The 24,600-nt window shown below is 42.8% G+C and carries 13 protein-coding genes; 11 read left to right on the top strand and 2 right to left on the bottom strand.

Annotated elements, in window-relative coordinates:
* The first annotated feature begins 9 nt into the window (after positions 1–9).
* From SD449_RS15310 to SD449_RS15260, 11 genes are all read left to right on the top strand, one after another.
* Positions 10–1,938 (top strand): RagB/SusD family nutrient uptake outer membrane protein, encoded by a 1,929-nt coding sequence (locus SD449_RS15310; RefSeq protein ID WP_318311770.1) that lies wholly within the window; start codon positions 10–12, stop codon positions 1,936–1,938.
* Positions 1,939–2,116: 178 nt separating this feature from the next.
* Positions 2,117–4,579 carry a glycoside hydrolase family 95 protein gene (locus SD449_RS15305; RefSeq protein WP_318311768.1) on the top strand — a complete coding sequence of 821 codons (2,463 nt, stop codon included), beginning with the start codon at positions 2,117–2,119 and terminating at the stop codon, positions 4,577–4,579.
* 2 nt (positions 4,580–4,581) lie between these two features.
* On the top strand, positions 4,582–6,159 hold the full coding sequence (locus SD449_RS15300; protein ID WP_318311767.1) for a glycoside hydrolase family 43 protein: 1,578 nt from the start codon (positions 4,582–4,584) through the stop codon (positions 6,157–6,159).
* A gap of 52 nt (positions 6,160–6,211) precedes the next feature.
* Positions 6,212–7,786 carry a carboxylesterase/lipase family protein gene (locus SD449_RS15295; RefSeq protein WP_318311765.1) on the top strand — a complete coding sequence of 525 codons (1,575 nt, stop codon included), beginning with the start codon at positions 6,212–6,214 and terminating at the stop codon, positions 7,784–7,786.
* Positions 7,787–7,817: 31 nt separating this feature from the next.
* Positions 7,818–10,205, top strand: coding sequence for a glycoside hydrolase family 127 protein (locus SD449_RS15290; RefSeq protein WP_318311764.1), 2,388 nt, complete (start codon positions 7,818–7,820; stop codon positions 10,203–10,205).
* Positions 10,206–10,216: 11 nt separating this feature from the next.
* Positions 10,217–12,205: an alpha-L-arabinofuranosidase C-terminal domain-containing protein gene (locus tag SD449_RS15285; protein WP_318311762.1), complete on the top strand. Its 1,989-nt coding sequence runs from the start codon at positions 10,217–10,219 to the stop codon at positions 12,203–12,205.
* 42 nt (positions 12,206–12,247) lie between these two features.
* Entirely contained in the window at positions 12,248–14,020 is a 1,773-nt protein-coding gene (locus tag SD449_RS15280; RefSeq protein WP_318311761.1) for a glycoside hydrolase family 43 protein, read from the top strand.
* Between the two features lie 46 nt (positions 14,021–14,066).
* The gene (locus SD449_RS15275) at positions 14,067–16,796 is read left to right on the top strand and encodes a glycoside hydrolase family 97 catalytic domain-containing protein (protein WP_318311760.1); all 2,730 of its coding nucleotides are present in this window, start codon (positions 14,067–14,069) and stop codon (positions 16,794–16,796) included.
* Positions 16,797–16,960: 164 nt separating this feature from the next.
* Positions 16,961–18,454, top strand: coding sequence for a vanadium-dependent haloperoxidase (locus tag SD449_RS15270; protein ID WP_318311758.1), 1,494 nt, complete (start codon positions 16,961–16,963; stop codon positions 18,452–18,454).
* A gap of 242 nt (positions 18,455–18,696) precedes the next feature.
* Entirely contained in the window at positions 18,697–19,818 is a 1,122-nt protein-coding gene (locus tag SD449_RS15265; protein WP_318311756.1) for a DUF4249 domain-containing protein, read from the top strand.
* Positions 19,806–22,244: a TonB-dependent receptor gene (locus tag SD449_RS15260; RefSeq protein ID WP_318311755.1), complete on the top strand. Its 2,439-nt coding sequence runs from the start codon at positions 19,806–19,808 to the stop codon at positions 22,242–22,244. The genes SD449_RS15265 and SD449_RS15260 overlap by 13 nt, the downstream gene beginning before the upstream one ends.
* Positions 22,245–22,334: 90 nt before the next feature.
* Here the strand turns inward: SD449_RS15260 and SD449_RS15255 are convergent, their stop codons facing one another.
* Together SD449_RS15255 and SD449_RS15250 are read right to left on the bottom strand one after the other, a co-directional pair.
* Positions 22,335–23,147 carry a hypothetical protein gene (locus SD449_RS15255; protein ID WP_318311754.1) on the bottom strand — a complete coding sequence of 271 codons (813 nt, stop codon included), beginning with the start codon at positions 23,145–23,147 and terminating at the stop codon, positions 22,335–22,337.
* Between the two features lie 152 nt (positions 23,148–23,299).
* Positions 23,300–24,472, bottom strand: a complete 1,173-nt coding sequence (locus SD449_RS15250) for an alpha/beta hydrolase-fold protein (protein WP_318311753.1) — start codon at positions 24,470–24,472, stop codon at positions 23,300–23,302.
* Positions 24,473–24,600: the final 128 nt, after the last annotated feature.

Here is a 24,600-nt window from a genome sequence, read left to right as displayed (position 1 = left end):
AAAGGGATTATGAAAAAACTTAAATTAATAATGATGTTTGCGGCTACTCTGGCTGTAACGTTATTTATAGGTTCTTGTACTGATGACATCCTTGAAGAAGAGCCTAGGAGTGTCTTTACTCCTGATTTCTTCCAGACAGAAACAGGGGTGGAAGGTGGAATTACCTCCTTGTATGTGCATCTTAGATTTCTCTATGGGGCATGGAACTATTACAACTCAACCGAAACTGGTACGGACGAATATACTTGGGCCCAAAGTGCCGATGGGAACTTTAGGGACATGGATTTGTCCGGAGTGGGGTCCATCATATCCACAAGTGCACCTCCAGCAGGACCTTGGTTCAGCTGTTTTGAGGCGATAAACACAGCAAGTGGTATCATTGAAAATGCCGAAGCTGTTGGAATAGATGAATCACTAGTATCTGAAGCAAGGTTCTTCCGTGCATTCGATTACTTTCTATTGGTTCAGACCTACGGTGGGGTACCCCTGGATTTGGGAGCAGGAGAACTAAAGTTTAACACTTCCACAAACAGAGGTTCTGTACGTAATACAGTTCCCGAAGTGTATACCAAGGCAATTTTTCCAGATTTGTTGACAGCGATTGATAACCTTCCCGAATTTCCACGTTTAACAGGTACGGTTACTAAAAATGTGGCTCGTTTGTATTTGTCGAAGGCCTATTTGACCTATGCATGGTGGTTGGAAAATCCAAACAACATACCTACATATCCAGAGGCTCCTAGAACCGACCCAGATGGACGTGATGCTGCTTGGTATTATCAGCAAGCATATAACATTGCCGCTACGGCAATCGATAATCCTGGTCCATACAGATTATTGGATTATTTCTACGATGTACATTGGGCACCTAACGATCGCCACGATGAAATGATGCTCTACGCCGATCACACTCAAGAAAGTGCAATATATAATGGAGCTGACTTAAACTGGGGTATTTCCGGTGGACAGGACAACGCATCCGTTTGGATGGCCACTTGGAACTATACGGTAATCAGAAGTTCAGGTGCAAGTACCGTTCAGCGTGAAGCAGCCCAGAGCTATGGACGTCCATGGACTAGGATGGCACCACCAGTAGATGTTTTCGAGGAAACTTTCGAAGAAAAAGACTTGGATTCCAGGTATGATGGTACTTTCGTTACCAGCTACCGAGGTAACTGGGACAAAGGTGGGGATGCAACAGAGAGTTACCCTAATGCCAACGGTTTGCCAGTGGAACCAGGGGATGCTATTTTGACTTTCTTGGATGAAAACAATCCAAATGTAGTGTATCCAGACGGACAAGGAGAAAGTAACGTAGGTGCTGGAGTACTTCCGGGCCGTGCAGATTTTGTTATCGAACCTGGAGCCATTAGCAGGGTAGTATATCCTGGTCTATGGAAACTCGGAACATATAGAACAGATAACAACGGAGGTCTTGGTGCTCCAAACGCTGGATTAACACGTCCTTTCCCGATAGCTAAATTCTCAGAGTTTTACTTTATTGCTGCAGAAGCCGCCGTTCAAGGAGCAGTTCCACAAGGCGGTAAAACTGCAAGGGATCTGATAAACGTTATTCGTGCCAGAGCTGGTATGTGGCGTTTTGACAATGGCGAACAAATGGAAAGAATCGAGGACAACAGTGCGGCGCTGGTCGCTGAAACCCCTGCTGTAATCGATATTGATTACATATTGGCAGAACGTTCAAGAGAATATTTTGGAGAAGGTTATAGATGGTATGATTTGGTCCGTACCCAAAAATGGGAAGAAATTGCGGGCACCTATCGTATTGCCGGGGTCAATTATGGCGATCATACACCGGATACGTTTGAACGTACTATAGAAGATTATCATTACCTACGTCCAATACCACAGGGTCAGTTGGACGCAATGGAAGCCACTGAGGCTGAGAAAGATGCATATCAAAACCCTGGTTATTAAAAATAATAGATAGTTATTGAGTTAGTTAGTTTTACCAAACACTGCTTAAGTCTTCTAAAAAAGGCTTAAGCAGTGTTTTTTTTAAAATCAACAAGGTTTGTTTGTCGAGTCATAAACCTTAGTTGTAGTTTTTACAGCATAACACCAATAAGTTTAGCCCATATAAAATTCGAAGAACATGAAAAGACTACTATATTTCATTGGCTTCCTTTTACCTTACCTCACTTATGGGCAACAAACTGGTGATTTAAAACTTTGGTACGATGAACCTTCCGGGGATACATGGGAAAATGCATTGCCCTTGGGAAACGGTCGTATCGGTGCGATGGTTTACGGGAATGTAGAAAAGGACATTTTTCAACTCAACGAGCACACGGTTTGGAGCGGATGCCCTAACCGCAACGATAATCCCAGTGCGTTGGAAGCCCTTCCAAAAATTCGTGAACTTATATTCAATGGAAAATATAAAGAAGCAGAACAGCTAGCGAACGAAAAAATTATTACGAAAAAGTCCCATGGACAAATGTTTCAGCCCGTCGGGAACTTGGAATTATCCTTTCCTGATCACGGGGAATACAAAGACTATTATCGTGAGCTGGATATCAGCAATGCCATCAGTACAACTTCCTATAAATTAGGAGGAGTAACATTTACAAGGGAAGCTTTTGTTTCCTTGGCCGATAGGTTATTGGTTATTAAAATAACTTCGGACCGTCCTGGACAAGTTTCCTTTACTACGAATCTAACTTCCCCTCATACCAATGCCAAAATTGAAGCACAGGGTAACGACCGGATTTCACTCTGGGGGAAAACCAGTGACCACGAAGGCGTTGAGGGCAAAGTAGAATTCAACGCCTTGGCCCGCTTAAAGACGGTTAATGGAAAAATCACGCGAACGGGTACATCCATTAAAGTGGAAAATGCGGATCAAGCCATTATTATGGTGTCCATAGCTTCCAACTTCAACTCTTACAAAGATTTGTCCGGTGATGAAACGCAGCGTGCCACATCTTTTTTAAATAGTGGATTTGATAAGGAGTATGAGAACTTGAAGTACGCCCATATAAAAAAGTATCAAGAATTTTTTAATAGAGTTGTCCTGGACTTTGGTAGCACAGAAGCATCCAATTTACCTACCGACGAACGATTGGCAAATTTCCGAAATACCCAGGACCCTTCTTTTGTCGCATTATATTTTCAATTTGGAAGGTATTTGTTGATTTCTTCTTCCCAACCGGGAGGGCAGCCTGCAAATTTGCAGGGTATTTGGAACGGTAGCATGCAACCGGCATGGGACAGTAAGTATACCATCAATATCAATGCAGAGATGAATTATTGGCCTGCGGAACGAACCAATCTTTCCGAGCTCCATGAGCCTTTTCTTCAGATGGTCAAGGAACTGTCGGAGACGGGCAAAGAAACCGCTGAGGTCATGTACGGAGCCAAAGGATGGATGGCGCATCACAATACCGATATTTGGCGGATAACCGGTCCTATAGATGGGGCATTTTGGGGTATCTGGAACGGTGGTGGTGCCTGGACGAGCCAACATCTTTGGGAGCATTATCTCTATACTGGGGATATCAATTTTTTAAAATCGATTATGCCTGTTCTAAAAGGTGCCGCCCAGTTTTATGCGGACTTTCTGGTGAAGCATCCCAAATATCCGTATCTGGTAATTGCGCCGGGCAATTCCCCGGAAAACGCCCCACAAGAGCATCAAGGTTCTTCCATTACCGCAGGGTCCACTATGGACAACCAATTGGTCTTTGATGTCTTCACTACGTATATCCAAGCATCCAAAGTTTTGGGGAACAACAACGATTTTATCGATTCGCTCAAAACGCTCAGAAGTAAACTGCCTCCCATGCAAATTGGGAAACATAATCAATTGCAGGAATGGTTGGATGATGTTGATTCACCGGAAGATCGTCATCGTCACATATCCCATTTGTACGGACTGTTTCCGTCCAATCAGATTTCACCCTACCGTACACCTAAGCTTTTTGCAGCTTCCAAAAATACGCTGTTACAACGTGGCGATGTTTCCACGGGCTGGAGCATGGGCTGGAAAGTCAATTGGTGGGCCAAAATGCAAGATGGAGACCATGCTTATAAATTGATAAAAGATCAACTGACCCCCGTAGGTGTAAATCAAGGAGGTGGTGGCACCTACAACAATCTATTTGATGCGCACCCGCCATTCCAAATCGATGGAAATTTTGGATGTACCTCAGGAATCGCTGAAATGTTGTTACAAAGTTCGGATGGAGCGGTTCATTTGCTCCCTGCCGTTCCCGATGCCCTTGATTCTGGCTATGTTGGTGGTTTAAAAGCACGGGGCGGTTTTGAAATAATAGCCATGGATTGGAAAAATAAAAACCTTACGGTAGCCACCATAAAATCCAATTTGGGAGGTAACCTACGCCTCAGGGTTCCGAACGAAATCGAACTCTTGGGAGCGGGTGATTTGGTAAAAGCAGAAGGGAAAAACCCTAACAGCTTCTTTTTTACCGGGGAAACCATGACACCTATCATTTCAGAAAAGGCTACGATTGAAGAACTTACATTGCCCAAAACCTTTCTTTATGATATTGTGACGGAGAAAGGAAAGGCCTACACCTTTAAAATAAAGAATTGAAGATGAAAAAAGTCCACCTTTTTGTTCAAATAACGGTATTGCTATTTTTTGGTTTTGCAGGCCAGTCCCAACAGGAAGGGGCAACAAACCCCATTATTTTTGCCGATGTACCGGATGCTTCAATGGTACGCGTGGGCGACAATTACTACATGAGCAGTACAACGATGCACATGAGTCCGGGAGTACCTATTATGAAATCAACAGATCTTGTCAATTGGAACATTGTCAATTATGCCTATGATCGTTTGGGTGAAGTGGATGACCTTAACTTGGAAAATGGAAAAAATGCCTACGGCAGGGGTTCTTGGGCCAGTTGTATACGTTATCACGAGGGTACATTCTACGTATTTACATTTGCCGCGACCACGGGAAAAACATATGTATATTCCACAAAGGATATTGAAAATGGACCCTGGAAGGTACAGACCTTCGAGCCATCGTATCATGATTTGACCGTATTTTTTGATGACGACGGAAAGATTTACATAATCTGGGGCAATGGCAAACTGATGATGGCCGAACTAAAAGCAGATTTTTCAGGTATCAAGGAAGAAACAAAACGGGTGTTATTGGAAAATGCCAGTGCCCCGGCAGGAGACAACATCATGTTGGGGGCAGAAGGATCACAACTTTTTAAGGTCAACGGCAAATACTACCTTTTTAATATCACTTGGCCCCGAGGAGGAATGCGAACGGTACTTGTTTACCGCTCCGATAAGATCACTGGACCTTACGAGGGTAAAGTTGCCCTCCAGGATAGGGGCATTGCCCAAGGTGGACTCATTGACACGCCGGATGGAAGATGGTTCTCCTATTTGTTCAGGGATTATGGGTCTGTCGGAAGAATTCCCTATCTACTCCCCGTTACATGGGAAGATGGCTGGCCCGTTTTAGGAGTTGATGGTAAAGTGCCCGATACGTTGGATCTACCATCTGGTAAAGGTTGGATTCCTGGAATCGTAAACTCCGACGAATTCAAAAGAAAAAAGAAAGAAAGAGAGCTGCCATTGGTCTGGCAGTGGAACCACAATCCCGTGGACAGTCTCTGGTCACTCTCCGACCGTAAAGGATTTTTGAGGTTGACAACAGGACGAACGGACAAATCATTGGTAGAAACCAGAAATACCCTTACACAACGAACCATTGGCCCAGTATGCGAAGGAACTATCTCCATGGATATTTCCAATATGAAGGAGGGTGATAACGCTGGTTTGGCACTTTTGCAAAAGAATTATGGATGGGCAGGGGTAACCAATCAAAATGGGAACAAAAAAATTGTGATGGTTCTAGGAAATGATGAAGGTGAAACAATCATGGAGGAATTGCCCATAAATCAAAAAACAGTCTACGTTAAGGCCACTTGTGATTTTAAGGACCGAAAGGATGTGGCTTCATTCTATTATAGTCTGGACAATAAGACGTGGAAAAAAATAGGATCGGAATTGAAAATGTCCTACACCCTACCGCATTTTATGGGCTATCGTTTTGGTCTGTTCAATTATGCGACCAAAAACCCAGGGGGCTATGTAGATTTTGATTTTTTCAGAATAAAAGATGAACTAACAGTAGGTTTGGACTAGGTCAAGAATCTAATGAAACCAAGTGAAAACCACTACATAAAATAACATGAAAATGAAACAAATTATAATCACAATGATATTGGCATCGATAGTTTTTGCCTGTAGTGAGAAAAAGAAAGAGGACACCCCAGGGGTTGTTACTACCAAGTACGGGAAGGTACAGGGAACCGTTGAAGATGGATTGACAATTTTCAAGGGCATACCCTTTACCACACCTCCTGTTGGCGATTTAAGATGGAAGGCACCACAGCCACCAACCTCTTGGGAGGGTATAAAGGAAACCACAAAGTTTGCTCCCGCTCCCATTCAGGGGAATGATCAAGAGGGCAAGAGCGAAGACTGCCTTTACCTCAATATTTGGACGCCAGCTACCTCCTCAGAGGATAAGATCCCTGTTTTGGTCTGGATATATGGCGGAGGTTTCAGTTTTGGGGCTACGTCAGAACCTGTTTATGACGGCGCCGCCTTGGCCAAAAAAGGAGTTGTTTTGGTCAGTATTGCCTATCGTGTGGGGCAGCTTGGCTTTTTGGCACATCCCGAACTCAGTGAGGAGAGCCCAAACAATGTATCGGGAAACTATGGTATCCAGGACCAGATTGCGGGTTTGGAATGGGTCAAAGAAAATATTGCGGCCTTTGGTGGGGACCCCGATAAGGTCACCATTTTCGGAGAATCGGCAGGAGGTATCTCTGTAAGTATGCTCTGTGCTTCGCCCTTGGCCAAAGACCTCTTTCAGGGAGCGATTTCACAAAGTGGCGGTTCTTTTGGACCTTCACGACCCGTAACATTTCCCGGGGAGAACATGAAAACGCTTTCCGTGGCCGAAAAAGAAGGGGTTGCCTATACTCAAAATGCAGGAGCATCATCTTTGGAGGAACTTAGGAAGTTGCCTGTGGACAAGTTGCCCATAGGGATGGGCATGGGTGGGGCTTGGCCCATTATCGATGGCTATGTCATCCCCGATGACCAGTTCAAACTGTATGAAAAAGGGGACTATAACGACGTTCCCGTGCTAATAGGGTACAATTCTGATGAAGGAGCCAGTTTTACTTGGGAAAAAGACGTTCCAAGTTTCGTTTCAAATGTTGAGAAGCGTTATGGAAAATATGCAAAGGACTTATTGGAAGCCTATCCCGTTGGGGAAAACACCATTCCAAAAACCGCAAGGGATTTGGCTCGCGATGCCGCCTTTGGATGGCATACGTGGAGTTGGGCAAGGCTACAGTCAAGAACGGGGGAGTCAAAGGTATACTTATATTATTTTGACCAACATCCCGAGTACCCAGAGGATTCTCCCAAATATGGATACGGTTCCCCGCATGCACAAGAAGTACCTTATGTTTTTCAAAATCTGGACACCGATAACCCAGAGGTTTCCAAATCTGATGTTTCCATTTCTGAAGCTATGGGAACTTATTGGACAAATTTTGCAAAATATGGAAATCCGAATGGGGAAAATGTTCCCGAGTGGCCTGCATTTTCAGAAGAAACCCCACAAGTGATGTATTTTGAACAAATCCCGCATCTGGGGCCAGTCCCCAGTGAGGCATCATTAAACGTCCTTGATAATTATTTTGAATGGCGAAGAAGTCCCGAAGGTGAAGAGTGGGTAAATGAGATGGAGTGAGAAGTTTGATGGACAATGCAAAACAAAAGCAATGAGTAAAATGATGAAAATCCTTGTATTTCTGACTTGCCTGATTTTTGGATTACAATTTGGACAAGCCCAAGAAAAATTGTACCCCAATGAGTTTTCACTTGGCGACGTTGAACTGCTTGATGGTCCGTTCAAAGATGCCCGAGATTTGAACATTGAAGTACTCCTTAAATATGATCCAGACCGCTTGTTGGCGCCATACCGAAAAGAGGCGGGTCTAAAGCCAAAGGCACCTGCCTATCCGAACTGGGAAGGACTTGATGGTCACGTTGGGGGGCATTATTTGTCCGCAATGGCCATGAACTACGCGGCAACAGGGAACTTGGAGTGTAAACAGCGCATGGATTATATGGTGTCCCAATTGAAAGAATGTCAAGATGCCAATGCCAAGAACAATCCAGAATGGGGAAAAGGCTATGCAGGAGGATTCCCGAACAGTGCAAAGCTTTGGTCATCCTTTAAAAATGGGGATTTCAAAGTGTATTTTTCTTCTTGGGCACCTTGGTATAACCTACATAAAATGTATGCGGGCCTACGGGACGCCTATATATATGGGGACAATGAAATGGCCAGGGATATTTTCCTAAAATTTTGTGATTGGGGAATAGAACTGACCGCTGGACTCACGGACGAACAGATGCAACGCATGTTGGATATGGAGCATGGCGGCATTAATGAGAGTTATGCGGATGCCTATCAAATCTCTGGAGATGAGAAATATTTGTTGGCGGCCAAACGGTTTTCCCACAGGCAGGTGTTGGACCCTCTTTCGAAAGGAATAGACAACCTCAACAACAAGCATGCAAATACCCAAATTCCCAAATTCATTGGTTTTGACCGAATCGCAGAATTGGACGATGCCGATAAGTACAGTTCCGCCAGCTCCTATTTTTGGGAAACCGTGGTGAACAATAGGAGTTTGGCCTTTGGGGGCAACAGCAGAAAGGAACACTTCCCGAGCGTGGCATCCAGCATAGACTATGTGACCGAGGATGATGGACCTGAATCCTGCAACTCTTACAACATGCTCAAGTTGACCGAAGGATTGTTCCGTAAGTTTCCCAACGCAAAATATGCGGATTATTACGAAAAAACGCTGTACAACCATATTTTATCAACGCAACATCCAGAGCATGGGGGTTACGTGTATTTCACCTCCGCCCGACCAAGACATTACCGAGTTTATTCAGCTCCTAACGAAGCCATGTGGTGCTGTGTGGGCACAGGTATGGAAAACCACGGCAAATACAACCAGTTTATTTATTCCCGCAATCAAGATGCGCTATACATCAATTTGTTTATTGCATCTGAATTGGATTGGAAGGAAAAAGGAATCAAGCTAAAGCAGGAAACGGATTTTCCAAACGGTGAGACCACGAGATTGACTTTTACCGAAGGTGATGGAAACTTCCAACTGTTGATTCGCTATCCAGGCTGGGTAGAGAAACAAGCTTTCAAAATAAAAATCAATGGAGAGGTTTATGAGCATGCCGCCATACCATCTTCCTATATTCCGATAGAAAGAGAATGGAAAAAGGGCGATGTGGTCGAAATTTCGCTTCCGATGAAAAACCATATCGAACGCTTGCCCAATATTCCGCAATATGTGGCATTTTTTCATGGACCCATTTTATTGGGTGCCAAAACAGGAACCGAAGATTTAAAGGGTCTTATTGCAGATGATAGCCGTTTTGGACAGTATGCGGGAGGAAAACGCCTGCCTTTGGACCAAGCTCCCATATTGATTGCCGAAGATGTTGAATCCGTAGGAAAAAAACTTGAGCCCATTTCGGGCAAGCCCCTGCAATTTAAATTGAATGTGAAAATGATCAACCCTGCAAAATTGGAACTGGAGCCCTTCTATAAAATCCACGACTCCCGCTATATGATGTACTGGTTGACACTTTCCGAAGATGGGTACAAATCTTATTTGGATTCATTGTCCAATATCGAGAAGAAAAAACTTGAATTGGAACGAAGGACGGTAGATCATGTGGCCACAGGGGAACAGCAGCCCGAATCTGACCATTACATGGAAGAAGCCAAATCGAATTCAGGGAATTCCCATGATGATTTTTGGCGCGAGGCAAGGGACGAAGGATACTTTAGTTATAAAATGGCCACGGGTTCACAGTCCAACCTGAATCTGTTGGTACGATACTGGGGGTTTGAATGGGGCCAACGCAAGTTTGATATCTATGTAGAGGATGAAAAGTTGGTCACGGTGGACAATACCAAAAAATACAATATCAGTCAATTCAAGCAAGAGACGTATCCCATCCCGGAACCACTCTTAAAAGGAAAGGAATTCGTCCGAGTAAAGTTTGTGGCTCACCCCAACAGTGCGGTCAGCGCAGTGTACGACGTACGATTGGTAAGTCCAGATTAAATAGAAACAACATGAAATTAAATCAACATCTTCTAAACCAAAGAACCAGTTTTGTACTGTTATTCATTCTTATTTGTATTTGGGGTACCGGGTTGGAAGCTCAAATTCCGAGCGGTGGTAAAAAAATAAGTGATGAATTGTTGGGTCTCTTTTTTGAGGATATCAACTATGCCGCAGATGGCGGAATATATGCCGAAATGGTTCAAAATAGGTCCTTTGAATATGATCCCACCGAACAACAAGGATGGAATCCGTTTTCATTTTGGGAATATATGGAACCGGGGTATTCCTACGGGAGAATCAGTGTGGAGACCTCAAACCCCGTCCATAAAAACAACCCACATTATATAGTGGTTGATGCCGAATTTATCGGTAATTACGAAGAACACGAAGGAAAATCAGGAGTGGGACTCAAAAATTTGGGCTTCGATGGAATGGTGGTCGAGGCTGGTGATACCTATAATTTTTCTGTGTTTTTGAAACAATTGAGCAATGCCCCCGTAACCTTGGATATTAGTTTGCAAGGCACAGACGGCACCGTTTTGGCCGAAAATAAAATAAAGAGTACCGCCCAGAATTGGAAAAAATACACCACAACTTTGGTTCCTTCCCAAAGCAGGGACACCACCCACTTGGTCATCTTGGCCACGACCAAAGGCAAGTTTGCCATGGATGTAGTATCGCTTTTCCCTGAAAAAACCTTCAAAAATCGTCCCAACGGATTACGGGCAGATATGGCCCAGCTTTTAGCGGATATGGAACCCAAGTTTGTCAGGTTTCCGGGCGGGTGTCTGGTACATGGCGATGGGCTGCATAACATGTATCGATGGAAAAACACCATTGGACCCATTGAACAGCGTGTGGAACAGCGCAATATCTGGGGGTACCATCAAACCGCCGGTTTAGGATATTTTGAATATTTCCAGTTCTGTGAGGACATCGGTGCCAAACCTGTACCTGTGGTTCCTGCAGCTGTGAGTTGCCAAAATTCCGGAGGTACATGGAGAATTGGAGGAAAAGGGCAACGGGCTCTTCCTATGGATGAGATGGACGAATACATTCAGGAAGTATTGGATTTGATTGAATGGGCCAACGGGCCCGCCACATCCGAATGGGGCAGCAAACGGGCAGCTGCAGGCCACCCGGAACCTTTCAATCTGGAATATGTGGGCATTGGAAATGAAGACAAGATGACTCCTGAATTTGAGGAGCGTTTTACCATGCTCTATGAAGCTGTAAATGAGAAATATCCGGAAATTACTGTTATTGGGACCGTAGGGCCATTTTTGGAAGGTGAGGATTTTGAAAAGGGATGGGAAATAAGCAACAAATTGCAGCTTCCCATGGTGGATGAACACTATTATATTGAGCCGGATTGGTATTTGGGCAATCAAGAACGCTATGACACCTATGATAGGAAGAAAGCCCAAGTGTATTTAGGGGAATATGCCTCATGGGGCAACAAACTCTATAATGCCATAGCGGAAGCGGTCCATCTAACCGCCATTGAAAGAAATGGGGATGTGGTCAAAATGGCCTCTTATGCACCCTTGTTGGCCAAAAAAGGACATACCCAATGGTCAACCGATATGGTGTTTTTTGATAATACCGAGTTGTGCCCGACCCCCAATTTTTATGTGCAAAAGCTTTTCATGAAAAATAGTGGTGATTACTACTATGATAATGTCATCAACTTTTCAAATAAGGACACCACATTGGCCGCTTCTACCGTAATGGATAGCAAGACAGGAGATGTGATTCTAAAAATGGTCAATGCGGGAAAGGTGCCGAAAAACATGGAGGTGAACCTTTCCAAATTTAAAAATAGGGCTTCCAATGCAAAATTGACTGTAATTACAGGAAATCCTGAAGCTGAAAACACTTTCGACAATCCAGACAATGTTGTGCCGGTCACAGAGGAGTATCGTGTGGACAAAAAATTCATGTATTCTGCACCTGCAATGTCATTGAGCGTCATCAGAATAAAGACAAAAACATAAATTTAAGAAGCAAAAACTCAACAAAAGCAATACTAAATCAGCATGAAAAAAATCAAACAAATTCTTAAAAGATTCTCGGCCATTTTGGTATTGGTCGCAATAGCGGGATTGTACTCCTTTTCGGTAAGGGAAGAAATTAAAGGTTCAAAACCCATCAAAGCAAGCAATAAACCTTTGTTCACCAAGGTGGTATACGAAGGCAATGACCAAATTTACTTGGATAACCCTTTGCAGGACAACGAATTCTACACCCCAATTTTACAGGGGTGTTATCCAGACCCTGCCATTACCAGAAAAGGGGATGACTACTACCTGGTGTGTTCTTCCTTTGCTATGTTCCCAGGGGTACCGATTTTCCATTCCAATGATTTGGTTAATTGGACACAGTTGGGGCATGTTCTCGATAGAACCTCCCAATTGGACGTTCATGATACGGGTATAAGCCAGGGCGTTTATGCCCCAGGAATCACTTATAATCCCCATAACGATACGTTTTATATGATCGTTACCGCCTTTGCAGGTGGACTGGGCAATATCGTGGTGAAGTCGAAAGATCCAAAACAAGGGTGGAGCGACCCGATTAAACTGGATTTTGGTGGAATTGATCCATCCATATTTTTTGATGAAGACGGCAAAGGGTACATTGTGCACAATGATGCTCCCGATAAGGGCAAGGAACTCTACAACGGGCATAGGGTCATCAAAATTTGGGAGTATGATGTTGAAAATGACAAGGTGATCCCTGGAACCGACAAAATAATCGTGGATGGAGGCGTTGATATTACCGAAAAACCCATTTGGATAGAAGCCCCGCACATTTATAAAAAGAACGGTAGCTACTATCTTATGTGTGCCGAAGGCGGTACAGGGGGATGGCACAGCGAGGTGATATTTAAGAGCGATAGCCCAAAAGGCCCTTATATTCCTGCACCGAGCAATCCTATATTGACACAGCGTTATTTTCCCAGGGATAGAGAGAACAAAGTGGATTGGGCAGGCCATGCCGACCTTGTACAAGGACCCGATAATGAATATTACGGGGTGTTCTTGGCGGTACGACCCAACGAGGAAAATAGGGTGAATACGGGTCGTGAAACCTTTATTTTACCAGTGGATTGGTCTGGCGAGTATCCTGTTTTTGAAAACGGTCTGGTTCCGTTGGAACCAAAACTTGAAATGCCCGAGGGTGTGACCAACAAAACGGGAAAGGACGGATATCTGCCCAATGGAAATTTCACCTACACCGAAGATTTTAGCAGTGAAAATTTGGACTACCGATGGATTGGACTTCGTGGTCCTCGGGAAGCTTTTATGGAACGGACCAAAAAAGGTGTTCAAATTATCCCCTTCCCAACCAATATCAAGGAAGTAAAGCCCACATCGACTCTGTTCTACAGACAACAGCACAATAGTTTTTCTTTCACTACCGCGATGGAATACAAGCCCAAATCGGAAAAGGATTTGGCGGGTGTGGTTGCCCTCCAGAACGAAGGTTCCAATTATGTTTTTGGAATCACCAAAAAAGGCAAGGACCATTACGTGGTTTTGCAAAAGAACAAATGGCCCAACAGAAGAGGAGAAATCGTTTCCGAAGTATTGGCCAGTGAAAAACTAGATTATGATGGCGCCTTGGAACTTCAAATAAAGGCCAATGGTGATAAGTACGAATTTGCCTATTCCAAGGATGGTTCCAATTTTAAAACAGTGGGAGGAGTGGTCTCTGGCGATATCCTATCCACCGATGTGGCTGGTGGTTTTACAGGATGTCTTTTGGGACTATATGCTACCGCTGCCAACGATATCGTTCCAGAATAAAAAAACATCTTTATATACCATCTGCAAGAGATAAAAAGAAAGAAAAATGAGAAAAACAATTGGTCTTTTGGTATGGTCCATCATACTATTGATAAGTGGTAATACATTTGCTCAGGATGACAATTTCCATATCTATCTATGTTTTGGACAATCCAATATGCAAGGTGCGACCAGGGCGGAACCCATGGATACAGTTCCCGTAGCTGGATTTCAAATGATGAGCCCCATGGACTGTCCCGACTTAAATCGTAAAATGGGCGAGTGGTATCCTGCCACACCACCTTTGGCCAGTTGTAATGCAGGGCTGTCACCCGCCGATTATTTTGGACGCACCATGGCCAAAAATGCGGAAGAGGGTGTGAAGATCGGGGTGATCAATGTCGCCGTCGGGGGCTGTAAAATAGAACTGTATGACAAGGATAATTATCAAAGTTATGTGGAGACCGCCCCGGACTGGATGTTGAATTGGATCAACGAATACGGGGGCAATCCATATGGCAGACTTGTGGAATTGGGAAAAAAAGCCCAGAAAGATGGTGTTATTAAAGGAATTTTACTGCATCAAGGCGAGTCGAACACGGGAGATACCTTATGGCCCAAAAAAGTTAAGGAAGTCTACCATAATCTTTTGAAAGATTTGGATTTGGACCCGGCCCGTACACCTCTGCTTGCTGGAGAACTTTTGAGCGAGGATGAAAATGGGGCCTGTGCTAGTATGAATAGCATCATAAATACATTGCCGCAGGTTATTCCAAACGCATACGTGGTACCTTCCGATGGTTGTCAAGGAACTCCAGACAGACTTCATTTTTCTGCTGCTGGATATCGCAAATTGGGAAAACGCTACGCCGATTGCATGTTACAGGTTTTGGGGCAGGAAGGAAAGGATGTGGAATTGGTTGCCAAAGGGCCCGATAATATGCTCCAGGTTACGGTTGGTACCGAAAACGGCACGCCTTTTTATAGTGTGAGTTACGATGACAAGCCTGTGGTGGTCAACGCCCCTTTAGGGTTGGACACCAACTTGGGGGATTTCACCAAAAACCTTGTTCTTAAAGATAGTTTGATGGTCAACCCAGTGAGCGAAACCTATTCCATGGACAAAACAAAAAAGGGAAAGGTTGAGTATGAGGCCAATCAAGCGGTTTTTTCATTTTTAAAAGATGGGTTAAATGCCTTTGACCTTATTTTCAGTATAGGAAACAATGATATTGCTTTCAGATATAAGATGTATCCCCAGAACGAACGTCTAAGCGCTGTGGTCAAATCCGAGGCAACGGGTTTCAGATTTCCTGAAGAAACCAAGAGTTTTTTATCCCCAATGATGACCCCGATGACTGGATTTGCACGAACTGCACCCAGTTATGAAAGCGGTTATGAAGTGGAAAAGCCCATGGAGGAGAACAAGGCACGTGAAGGATATGTTTTCCCAGGACTCTTTCGCACAGAAAATGGATTTTGGATTTTGGTTTCAGAGACTGGCGTTCATGGTCAGTACCCCGCTTCCCATTTAAGAAATTTGAACAAGGGCGTTTATAAATTGGATTTCCCGAATCCTCGTCAAAATAACGGGTTCGGGAGCAGTGCTGCCCAAATAGGGTTGCCAGGTCTATCCCCTTGGAGAACCATTACGGTAGGGCAGACCCTTGAACCAATTGTGGAGACCACAGTTGCTTTTGATGTGGTGCACCCATTATATGAGCCGTCCAAGCAATATGAATATGGACGAGGTACATGGAGCTGGATCATTTGGCAGGATGGTAGCATGAACTACGATGATCAAGTGAAATATATTGACCTTGCTGCAGAACTGGGATATGAATTTATTTTGATTGATGCCTGGTGGGACGGCCGAATCGGATATGAACGCATGGAGGAGCTCATCAATTATGCAAAAGGTAAGGGAGTGGACGTGTTTTTGTGGTACAATTCCAATGGAAGTTGGAACGATGCCTTTCAGACCCCTATCAACAAAATGAGTACACCCATTTCCCGGAAAAAAGAAATGGAATGGTTGAAAGAAGTGGGCGTAAAAGGAATAAAGGTCGATTTTTTTGGTGGTGACAAGCAAACCACAATGCAATTATATGAGGATATACTATCAGATGCCAATGATTTTGGTTTAATGGTAGTTTTCCATGGAGCGACCCTGCCCCGGGGATGGGAACGCATGTTTCCCAACTTTGTGGGAAGCGAAGCGGTTTTGGCTTCGGAAATGTTGGTTTTCTCCCAAGATGTGCGTGAAAAAGAAGCCCTTTACGCTACCCTTCATCCATTTATCAGAAACACAGTGGCCAGCATGGAGTTCGGCGGTACGGTACTGAACAAGTTTTTTAACAAAGGCAATAAGGATGGACAAAAACGATTGACAAGTGATGTTTTTCAACTGGCAACATCGATACTTTATCAAAATCCCGTTCAGTTTTTTGCCCTTACCCCAAATAACTTAACGGATGCCCCAGAGTGGGCCTTGGATTTCATGAAAAGTGTGCCCACTACTTGGGATGAAACTGTTTTTCTGGACGGATATCCGGGTAAATATGTGGTTCTGGCAAGGAGACACAGTGATGATTGGTACATTGCAGGGGTAAATGCGCAGCAGGAAACCCTTAAAATTGAGTTGAAACTGTCCATGTTGGATGACGGAGAAAAATTGAAGGTTTACAAGGATGATAAGAAGCTTATGGGCAGTGTAGATAACATGAAATTGAAAAAAGGCAAACAAGTTTCCATTGAGATTCCAAGTAGAGGAGGAATTCTCATAAAAAATGAATGATTACTTTTCTACAAAATGAAAGCATCAGATAAAAATAGGATCTGGTCATGCAGCGACAAAACCAAGGTTTGCGTTGCTTTAATATACGACAGCAGGTGTCTATATCAAGAATTGTTAGGATAAATACTAATTGGCATAAAGAGAATTAAAAAATTTATTTAAAAATGAAAGTGACGAGTAAACTGAGTCTTTTAGGCCTTGTAATTTGCTCTTTTATCCTTTTTGGTTGTAAGGGAGATAAGGCGCAAAAAGAGGCAATGGAGATGAAACAATCAGAAGCCGAGCAACCTTTGGGTGCAGACAATATTGCCCATCAATGGAGCGAAATGGCCATTTTGGCAACCGCTCACGATACTGAAAAGTTCAAACCAAGGCCAACGATAACCTCGCGGTTTTTGGGATTGACTTTCGTGGCCATTTTTGATGCTTGGAGTCGCTATGACGATAAAGCGATACCGGTTTATTTGGATGGTGTTGACAGAAGACCACAAAATGAGCGTACACTGGAAAATAAGCAAATAGCCGTTAGTTATGCAGCTTATAGGGCCTTGAACGAATATTATTATACAGACAAGAAACTCTTCAGCGCATTTATGGAAGAACTCGGTCTGGATCCAAACAACGAATCCATGGATCCAAATACTCCTGAAGGAATCGGAAATTTGGCGGCAAAAGCGGTCATAGAGGCTAGAAAAGGGGATGGAGCCAATCAATATGGAGAAGAAGAAGGCTCTAACGGTGAACCATATTTCAATTACACAGGATACGAGCCGGTAAACTCTGCCGATACCAATGTTGACCCGAATCGCTGGCAGCCAAAATACTTTTCAGATGGCAAAGGAGGAAAATTCGCCCCTGCCTGCCTTACCCCTTTTTGGGATAGGGTAGAACCGGTTGCCCTTACGTCTGGAGACCAATTTCGTCCAGGGCCACCTCCAAAAATTGGTTCGGAGCAATTGGAAAAAGAGGTTCAGGAAGTTGTGGAGCTTCAGGCAAATCTTACGGATTACCAAAAAGCTCTGGTAGAGTTCATGAGGGATGGCCCTCAATCTGTCCAGCAGGCTGGTCACTGGTTGAATTTTGCCCAGGAAGTATCCAAACGGGACAATCACACTTTGGATCAAGATGTAAAAATGTTCTTCTACAATCAAGTTGTTGCCATGGATGCATTCATAGCGTCATGGGACAGTAAAATGTACTACGACTTTGCCAGGCCGTTCGCTTTGGTCCATGAATATTACTCTGGCAAAACCATAAAAGGTTGGGGCGGAGTAGGAAAAGGTATCATTGAAATGGATGGTGGACAATGGAGGCCCTATTCCCCGGATACTTTTTTGTGTCCTCCTTTTCCTAGCTATACTTCCGGCCACAGTACCATAAGTGGGGGATGCGCCGAAGCCCTAAAGCTTTGGACCGGTAGCGATGAGTTCGGTTACGAGACCCAACTGGTTGCCGGGGCAATGACGGAGCCCGATAATTTAGGAGACACCATAACCCTAAAGTTTCCCACATTTACGGAAACGGCCAATATGGCGGGTATTTCCCGTGTTTTGGGCGGCTACCATATCCAATCCGAGAACATTGCCGGATTGGAACTGGGCAGGGATGTAGCAAGGGAAGCATGGACCTTTTATAAAAAACATATCGGTGAGGAGTAACTCCGATATTTCAGAGGAGTTTAATGGTGATGGTTAAATGAAGGAATTTTCAGAACACGCGTTTTTATTAAGAGTAATGAAATTTGTCAATGAAATGTCCGTAATCACCAAAAATAGGGTTAACCCTAGTAATTAAATAAGTTCGATGCTTTAATAAATTAGTGGAAGGTGGGGTTGTGTAATCAATCAAGATTTGTGCTTTATCATCCTAATAATCATATAGTTAATTTTATTTTCGATGTATGCCAACCCAGCCAAATCCTAGAGTTCGCACTTTTCTATTTTTAGTTTTCTTAAGCTTATTGGAATGTACAAATCCACTTACACCAGAATATGAGTTCGTGGAGGGTATGATATACATTGATGGATTTGTGGGCACCACCGAGGGTTCTTCTTATGTCAATATCACAGAATCGGATGTGGCTCTTTACTACAGGAATATTTTTGTGAGCGGAGCCAATGTCTCTTTTGTGAATGAAGTCACAGGTGAGAGAGTAGCATTGTTTGAAGAGGATTATAAATATATCCCGGAGGATTTTAACTTCAAGGGAGCGGTTGGGGAAAGATGGTATTTGGAAGCGAGTCTACCCAATGGGAGAATCTACCTTTCCGAGGTTGAGACCATCAACCCTTCAGTGCCGATCAAAGATTTAGGTTTTTCATTTGATGATAAAATGGAGTTCAGTGAAGATTATGAGGACTATATTCCAGGCCATGAGATTTTGATAAGCTTTGATGATCCAGAAAATCAGGATAACTACTATTACTGGCGCCATAAAACCTACGACCAGCCAAGCATTTGTGAAGTCTGTGTGCAAGGTAGGTTAAGAGACGGAAGCTGCATCCCCTATGATGGAGTGGATTATTATACTTATTGGTGCGAATCTGACTGCTGGCAAATAGAATATGGGAACGACATTAATATCTTTTCAGATGATTTTTCCAATGGAACCACTACCTCTTCACTGCCAATAGCCCAGGTCCCATTGACCAGAAAAACCAAGGTTCTCGTTGAAATCCAACAATTTTCTTTAACACCGAAGGCTTATGAGTATTACAGGGCCATCAAGGATCTGGTGGATAACAACGGGGGGTTCAATGCACCATTGCCTGCGGCACTTATAGGGAACATTTATAATCCAGAAGACCCGGATGAGTACGTTTTAGGAAGGTTCACGGCATCTTCGGCCTTTACAAGATCCATTATGATCGATCGCACCACGGTTGAAGCGTCTCCCATAGAGAATCAGATAAAACCTAACCCAGAGCCACCACCTGTCGGACCAGGCCCCCATTATTTGTATGCTCCTTGTAATGAAAGCAGGTACAGAACATCAATACAACCTGAGGGATGGATAGACTAATAAAGGGACAGATGAAAAAAGGACGTGCTTTGTTGGTAACCCTTATCCTATGGGCCTGTGCCATAAACCTTACCTCGGCACAAGAACATACGCTATCCTTTCAAATACTGGACGATTTTACAAATAAACCCATAGAAAATGTTCAGATTAGTTTAAGACCGTGTTCCTGTGGAGGTGTTACCGATGTTAATGGAGAATTTGAGATAACATTGCCCCAAGATACCTATAGGGCCCTAGTGTCCTACATCGGTTTTAAAACTTTGGAAAGGGAAATTTTTCTGAATCAAAACCAAACCTTTGTATTGAGACTCAGCGAAGAGCAGCAACAACTTTCGGAAGTTGTACTCAGTGCCAAACGCGTTAGTGACCGATTGGAAACATCGCAGATGGGAGCGGTGAAATTGGCTCCTGCCGAACTAAAAAAAATGCCCGCCGTTCTGGGAGAGGTCGACGTTTTAAGGAGCATGACCCTATTGCCCGGTATCAACAATGCCGGAGAGGTAAGCAATGGACTTTCGGTTCGAGGTGGTTCCTTGGATCAAAACTTGTTGTTGTACGATTACGCCCCTGTTTTCAACCCTACGCATTTATTTGGTTTGTTCTCTGTGTTTACGCCCGAGGCCATTGCTTCCATAGATCTGTATCGTGCCAATATTCCTGCACGTTACGGAGGTAGAACAACTTCGGTACTGGACGTAAAAGTTAGAAATCCTTATGTGAACAAGTTGAAGCTGAGTGGGGGTATAGGATTGGTTTCCAGTCGACTTTCCTTGGAAACACCCATTATTAAGGACAAACTGTTTTTATATGCGGGCACCAGGGCAGGATTTACCGATTTTTTGCTGCCTATCTTTTCCAAACGTTTGGAAAAAACAAAAGCCAGGTTTTATGACCATACCATCAAATTACTCTATCTCCCTACCGATAGGGACCAAATTTCGTTCACGAATTTCTACAGTAAGGATTTTTACCAACTTGATCTAATTGCCCAAATTGAAAACGTGAACGCCGAAAGCAATCAGTATGATTTCAAAACCTTCAACAATACACTCAACTGGACGCATTCGTTTACTGACGAATCCAGTTTGAGAACTGTTTTTCTGCTCAGCAACTATACTCCAAAAACATTGTTTCCAGAAAGGGATAGCAACAATGTTATAGCATATGAATCTCAAATCAATTTTGCCAGTATCTTCTCGGAATATGAGAAAAAAGTAAACGAACGGCTCAGTTATTATGCTGGGATACAGGGAAATCTTTATAAAATAAAGCCTGGAAAGCTCGACCCGGGCACTTCCGAAGGCATTCTCTCCGTGTCTTTGGACGAGGAAACCAGTTATGAACTATCTGCCTACACGAATGTTAATTGGAAACCTATCGAGCCACTAACATTGTCCGGAGGCTTACGGTTTACCAACTTTATATTTGTAGGTCCCTATACCGCTGCCACGTTTGATGACAACACGGGTGGGATCACTAGCACTGTAGAATTTGACAAGGGAGAAACGGTGAAAAGTTACAACGCTTTGGAACCTCGCTTGGGCCTCAATTTGAAATTGGGAGAGAACACGTCGGTAAAAGCCAGTTATGCACGATTAAATCAGTATTTACAGAATATCTACAATTCCACCACCCCGCTACCCACCTCTAGATGGAAAACCTCGGATGCGAATATAGCACCTCAGACCAGTAACAGCTATAGCATTGGACTATATCAGGATTTTCTGAACAGCAGTTTAGAACTTGGTTTGGAGACCTATTATAGAAACAGTGAAAACAATTTGACCTATAAGCCGGGGGCCGATTTCTTTTTAGAGGAATTTATAGAACGCGATGTGGTACAGGCCAAAGGAGAAGCCTACGGAGTAGAATTCAGTTTAAGAAAGCCAGGGGGAAAAATCAATGGATGGGTCAATTATACATGGTCCAGAAGCTTTCTAAAAACAGAAAGCGAGAAGTTGGCGGATCGGGTCAATAATAACGAATGGTACCCCTCGGATTTTGACAGGCCACATGTTTTTAATGGCACCGTTAATTTAGAGGGGGACAAATACAATACCTTGAGCTTTAACTTCACGGCGCAAACCGGACGTCCCTATTCCACGGCCAACGGCTATTTTGATATTGAGGATATAGAGGTGCCCATATTTTTGGAACGCAATAATGTCCGTTTAAAAACCTACCATCGCCTTGATCTTTCATGGAAGGTTAAGTATAGCAAGAAATTGAACCGACGCTGGGTAGGGGATTGGACCTTTACCATTTACAATCTCTACGCCAGAAAAAACCAGTACAACGTATATTATACACAACGTAGCGGCGATGCCAATGACAATATATTTCGTGGAAGCCCATTGGGATCATACGAGCTTACAATTATGAACAGCCCTATATTCTCACTGACCTACAATTTTGTATTTGATTGATTTTTGATGCTGTAAAATCGAGGCTGCCCTGTGATGAAAACTATGTGTCGAGATTGGCCCGAAAAAGCTTGATTTTTTCTCAGTTCTTTATTAGCTGTTGGTTTTATTATTTTCTTTGATTGTTCTAGTTGTTTGAATTCCTTTTTCAATTTCCTTTTCAACTTGCTCTTTTGTGCGGTAATCTAAGGGTAAAGGCATGTATGTCGGCAATTGAAACATTCTTATTTCCAAGTTTCTTGTTTTATCAAGATTTTTAAATTCAGATATATTATTTAAATATGGATTTTGAATATTTGAATCCATTGTTAAAACGTAGCCATAGGGAGGAAAGGCAATTTCAGAACATTTGATAGTACTTCCGGTCAGAAAGTTTCCCTGAATAACATGATGCATATATCTCACATTTTCCGCACGTGTTAAGTAGCAAAAAATTTTGTAACGTTCAGGCAGTTCATTCGAGTCTTTAGAAGCAACGAAATTTGACAATTCAGGATAAGATTCCAAAAACCATTCTCCATTTATTGCCAAAAACATTGATACAATTTGTTTTAGTATTTTTTGAGGTTGAACATTTTTTATGGTATAAGTATGTAGTTCAAATTCTTTATTCTGCAGAATATGAAAACCACAGTCTACCCATAGTTTATATGCAGGAACGTATTCCGTACCTAAAAAGCTATTGCATTTTTCACAAAAGGAATTATATCCAATTCCTCCTTGTTTTATTTTCCCTTTTGGTGGAGTTTTTAAGGGATTTTCTGTTTTTATATAATCCTCAAATTCTATGGACGAATACTTAGTGTTTTTATTAAATGTAGTTCTAGGTGGGACATGTTCAAAAGACAGCAATGTATTTTGGCCACAAAGGCGACAAATTCCAGAAGTCATTTTGTGTCGTCCCATTTTTTAAATTTTTCAACTAACGTTGATATATAAGATTAGTCGCGTGATTAAGCACCTAAGTTAGAAAATACAAACCGAATTGAAAATCCGTGATGATTTTCGCGAGCAAGCTCGAACTAGCAATTAATTTTATACGGTGTAAGGCAACGTATTTATTCGTTATTGCCTAAGCGCTCTATCTTCATTTTGGCATGTTCATTATTAGGATTTAGCTCAAGTGACTTTTTATAATTTTCTATTGCTTTTTTATTATCTCCCAGAGATTCATAAGTTTCTCCTAAGCTATCAAAAGCATTGGATGAATTGGGAAAGTTTTCTGTATTTAAGGTGAAGAAGTCCAGGGCTTTAGATTTTTCACTTTCGTTTCTACTCCGTAACATGGTGTAACCTATTTGGTTAACAAGAGATTCCGGTGGACTAAAATTCCAAGATAGTCGCTGAGAAAGAGACTTGAAATGTTGAGTTAGCTGCTCTTTGCTTTCCACATCTCGATAGGAAATTCCATAACCTTCAAAAATGCTTGAAATTCCGTTATAAAAAGCTATTGGAGGAACAGAACCGTGGTTTTCATTTTCAAAGTATTCCAATTTTGCAGGAAACTTACCGTCACATTTACTGTTCAATGCCTCGTATAACCTAACATGACGGTCACGATTTCTGATATTTCTTTTGCCCCAATTTGCAGTGGCTATGTAGATGAATCTTTCGAATGATCGCTCGGTCACGGCATCTAATTTTTTATCCATGGTTTCTTCGTCCCATGTGCCAAAGCTTGGGTCGACCGCAATGAATGCGTTGAAAAGAGTCTCTTCTTTCATGTAGGCATGGGCAGCTAGTAATCCACCTAAAGAATGCCCAAAAAGAATTCGATAAGGCTCTGTTCTATACTTTTTATCCAATTCGGGAATAAGTTCATCTTCCAAAAAGCTTAGAAAAGCTTCTCCTCCGCCTGTATTATTCTCTCTTACCGTAACAATTTTGTCAGGTGTGTAGTCTCGTCTTCGATCAATATTTTGAATACCGACTATAATCATCTCTGGAATTTTCCAGCTTCTGTATGAATCGGAACTCATATAGCTCACCATGCCTGATATAGGCTTAAAATGCACATTTCCATCAAGTATGATAAGAATGGGATACTTTTTGTAGGATGCTTCTGCCTTGCTGTAAGATTCAGGGAGGTTCACCCAGTATTCTCTGTCTTCATCCAAAATATTGGAATGGAGTATATGTTTTGTGCCGATTGATATCTGTTCGACATCTTGTGATTTTACTTGATTAATTCCAATTAGTAAAAATAGTACTGCAATAATATTTTTAGTCATTCTAATGATATGTATGGTTGGTAACGGTCTCGGTTATGAGTGGTTGCGTGGTTTAGCACTTAACCTTCCTGCCGGCAGGCAGGCTTTGCAAGTACACACCAAACTGAAAATCTGCGAGTATTTTCAGA

It is taken from the genome of Flagellimonas crocea (assembly GCF_033441595.1).
Classification (GTDB): domain Bacteria; phylum Bacteroidota; class Bacteroidia; order Flavobacteriales; family Flavobacteriaceae; genus Flagellimonas; species Flagellimonas crocea.
Note: the sequence above shows the minus strand (reverse complement) of the source record. Positions and strands in the feature narration are given on the sequence as shown.

Bases quoted from the DNA above. Each gene is read 5' to 3' on its own strand.
- SD449_RS15250 (WP_318311753.1), bottom strand. From the start codon at position 24,472: ATGACTAAAAATATTATTGCAGTACTATTTTTACTAATTGGAATTAAT.
- SD449_RS15260 (WP_318311755.1), top strand. From the start codon at position 19,806: ATGGATAGACTAATAAAGGGACAGATGAAAAAAGGACGTGCTTTGTTG.
- SD449_RS15285 (WP_318311762.1), top strand. From the start codon at position 10,217: ATGAAATTAAATCAACATCTTCTAAACCAAAGAACCAGTTTTGTACTG.
- SD449_RS15300 (WP_318311767.1), top strand. From the start codon at position 4,582: ATGAAAAAAGTCCACCTTTTTGTTCAAATAACGGTATTGCTATTTTTT.
- SD449_RS15280 (WP_318311761.1), top strand. From the start codon at position 12,248: ATGAAAAAAATCAAACAAATTCTTAAAAGATTCTCGGCCATTTTGGTA.
- SD449_RS15255 (WP_318311754.1), bottom strand. From the start codon at position 23,147: ATGGGACGACACAAAATGACTTCTGGAATTTGTCGCCTTTGTGGCCAA.
- SD449_RS15265 (WP_318311756.1), top strand. From the start codon at position 18,697: ATGCCAACCCAGCCAAATCCTAGAGTTCGCACTTTTCTATTTTTAGTT.
- SD449_RS15305 (WP_318311768.1), top strand. From the start codon at position 2,117: ATGAAAAGACTACTATATTTCATTGGCTTCCTTTTACCTTACCTCACT.
- SD449_RS15310 (WP_318311770.1), top strand. From the start codon at position 10: ATGAAAAAACTTAAATTAATAATGATGTTTGCGGCTACTCTGGCTGTA.
- SD449_RS15295 (WP_318311765.1), top strand. From the start codon at position 6,212: ATGAAACAAATTATAATCACAATGATATTGGCATCGATAGTTTTTGCC.
- SD449_RS15275 (WP_318311760.1), top strand. From the start codon at position 14,067: ATGAGAAAAACAATTGGTCTTTTGGTATGGTCCATCATACTATTGATA.
- SD449_RS15290 (WP_318311764.1), top strand. From the start codon at position 7,818: ATGAGTAAAATGATGAAAATCCTTGTATTTCTGACTTGCCTGATTTTT.
- SD449_RS15270 (WP_318311758.1), top strand. From the start codon at position 16,961: ATGAAAGTGACGAGTAAACTGAGTCTTTTAGGCCTTGTAATTTGCTCT.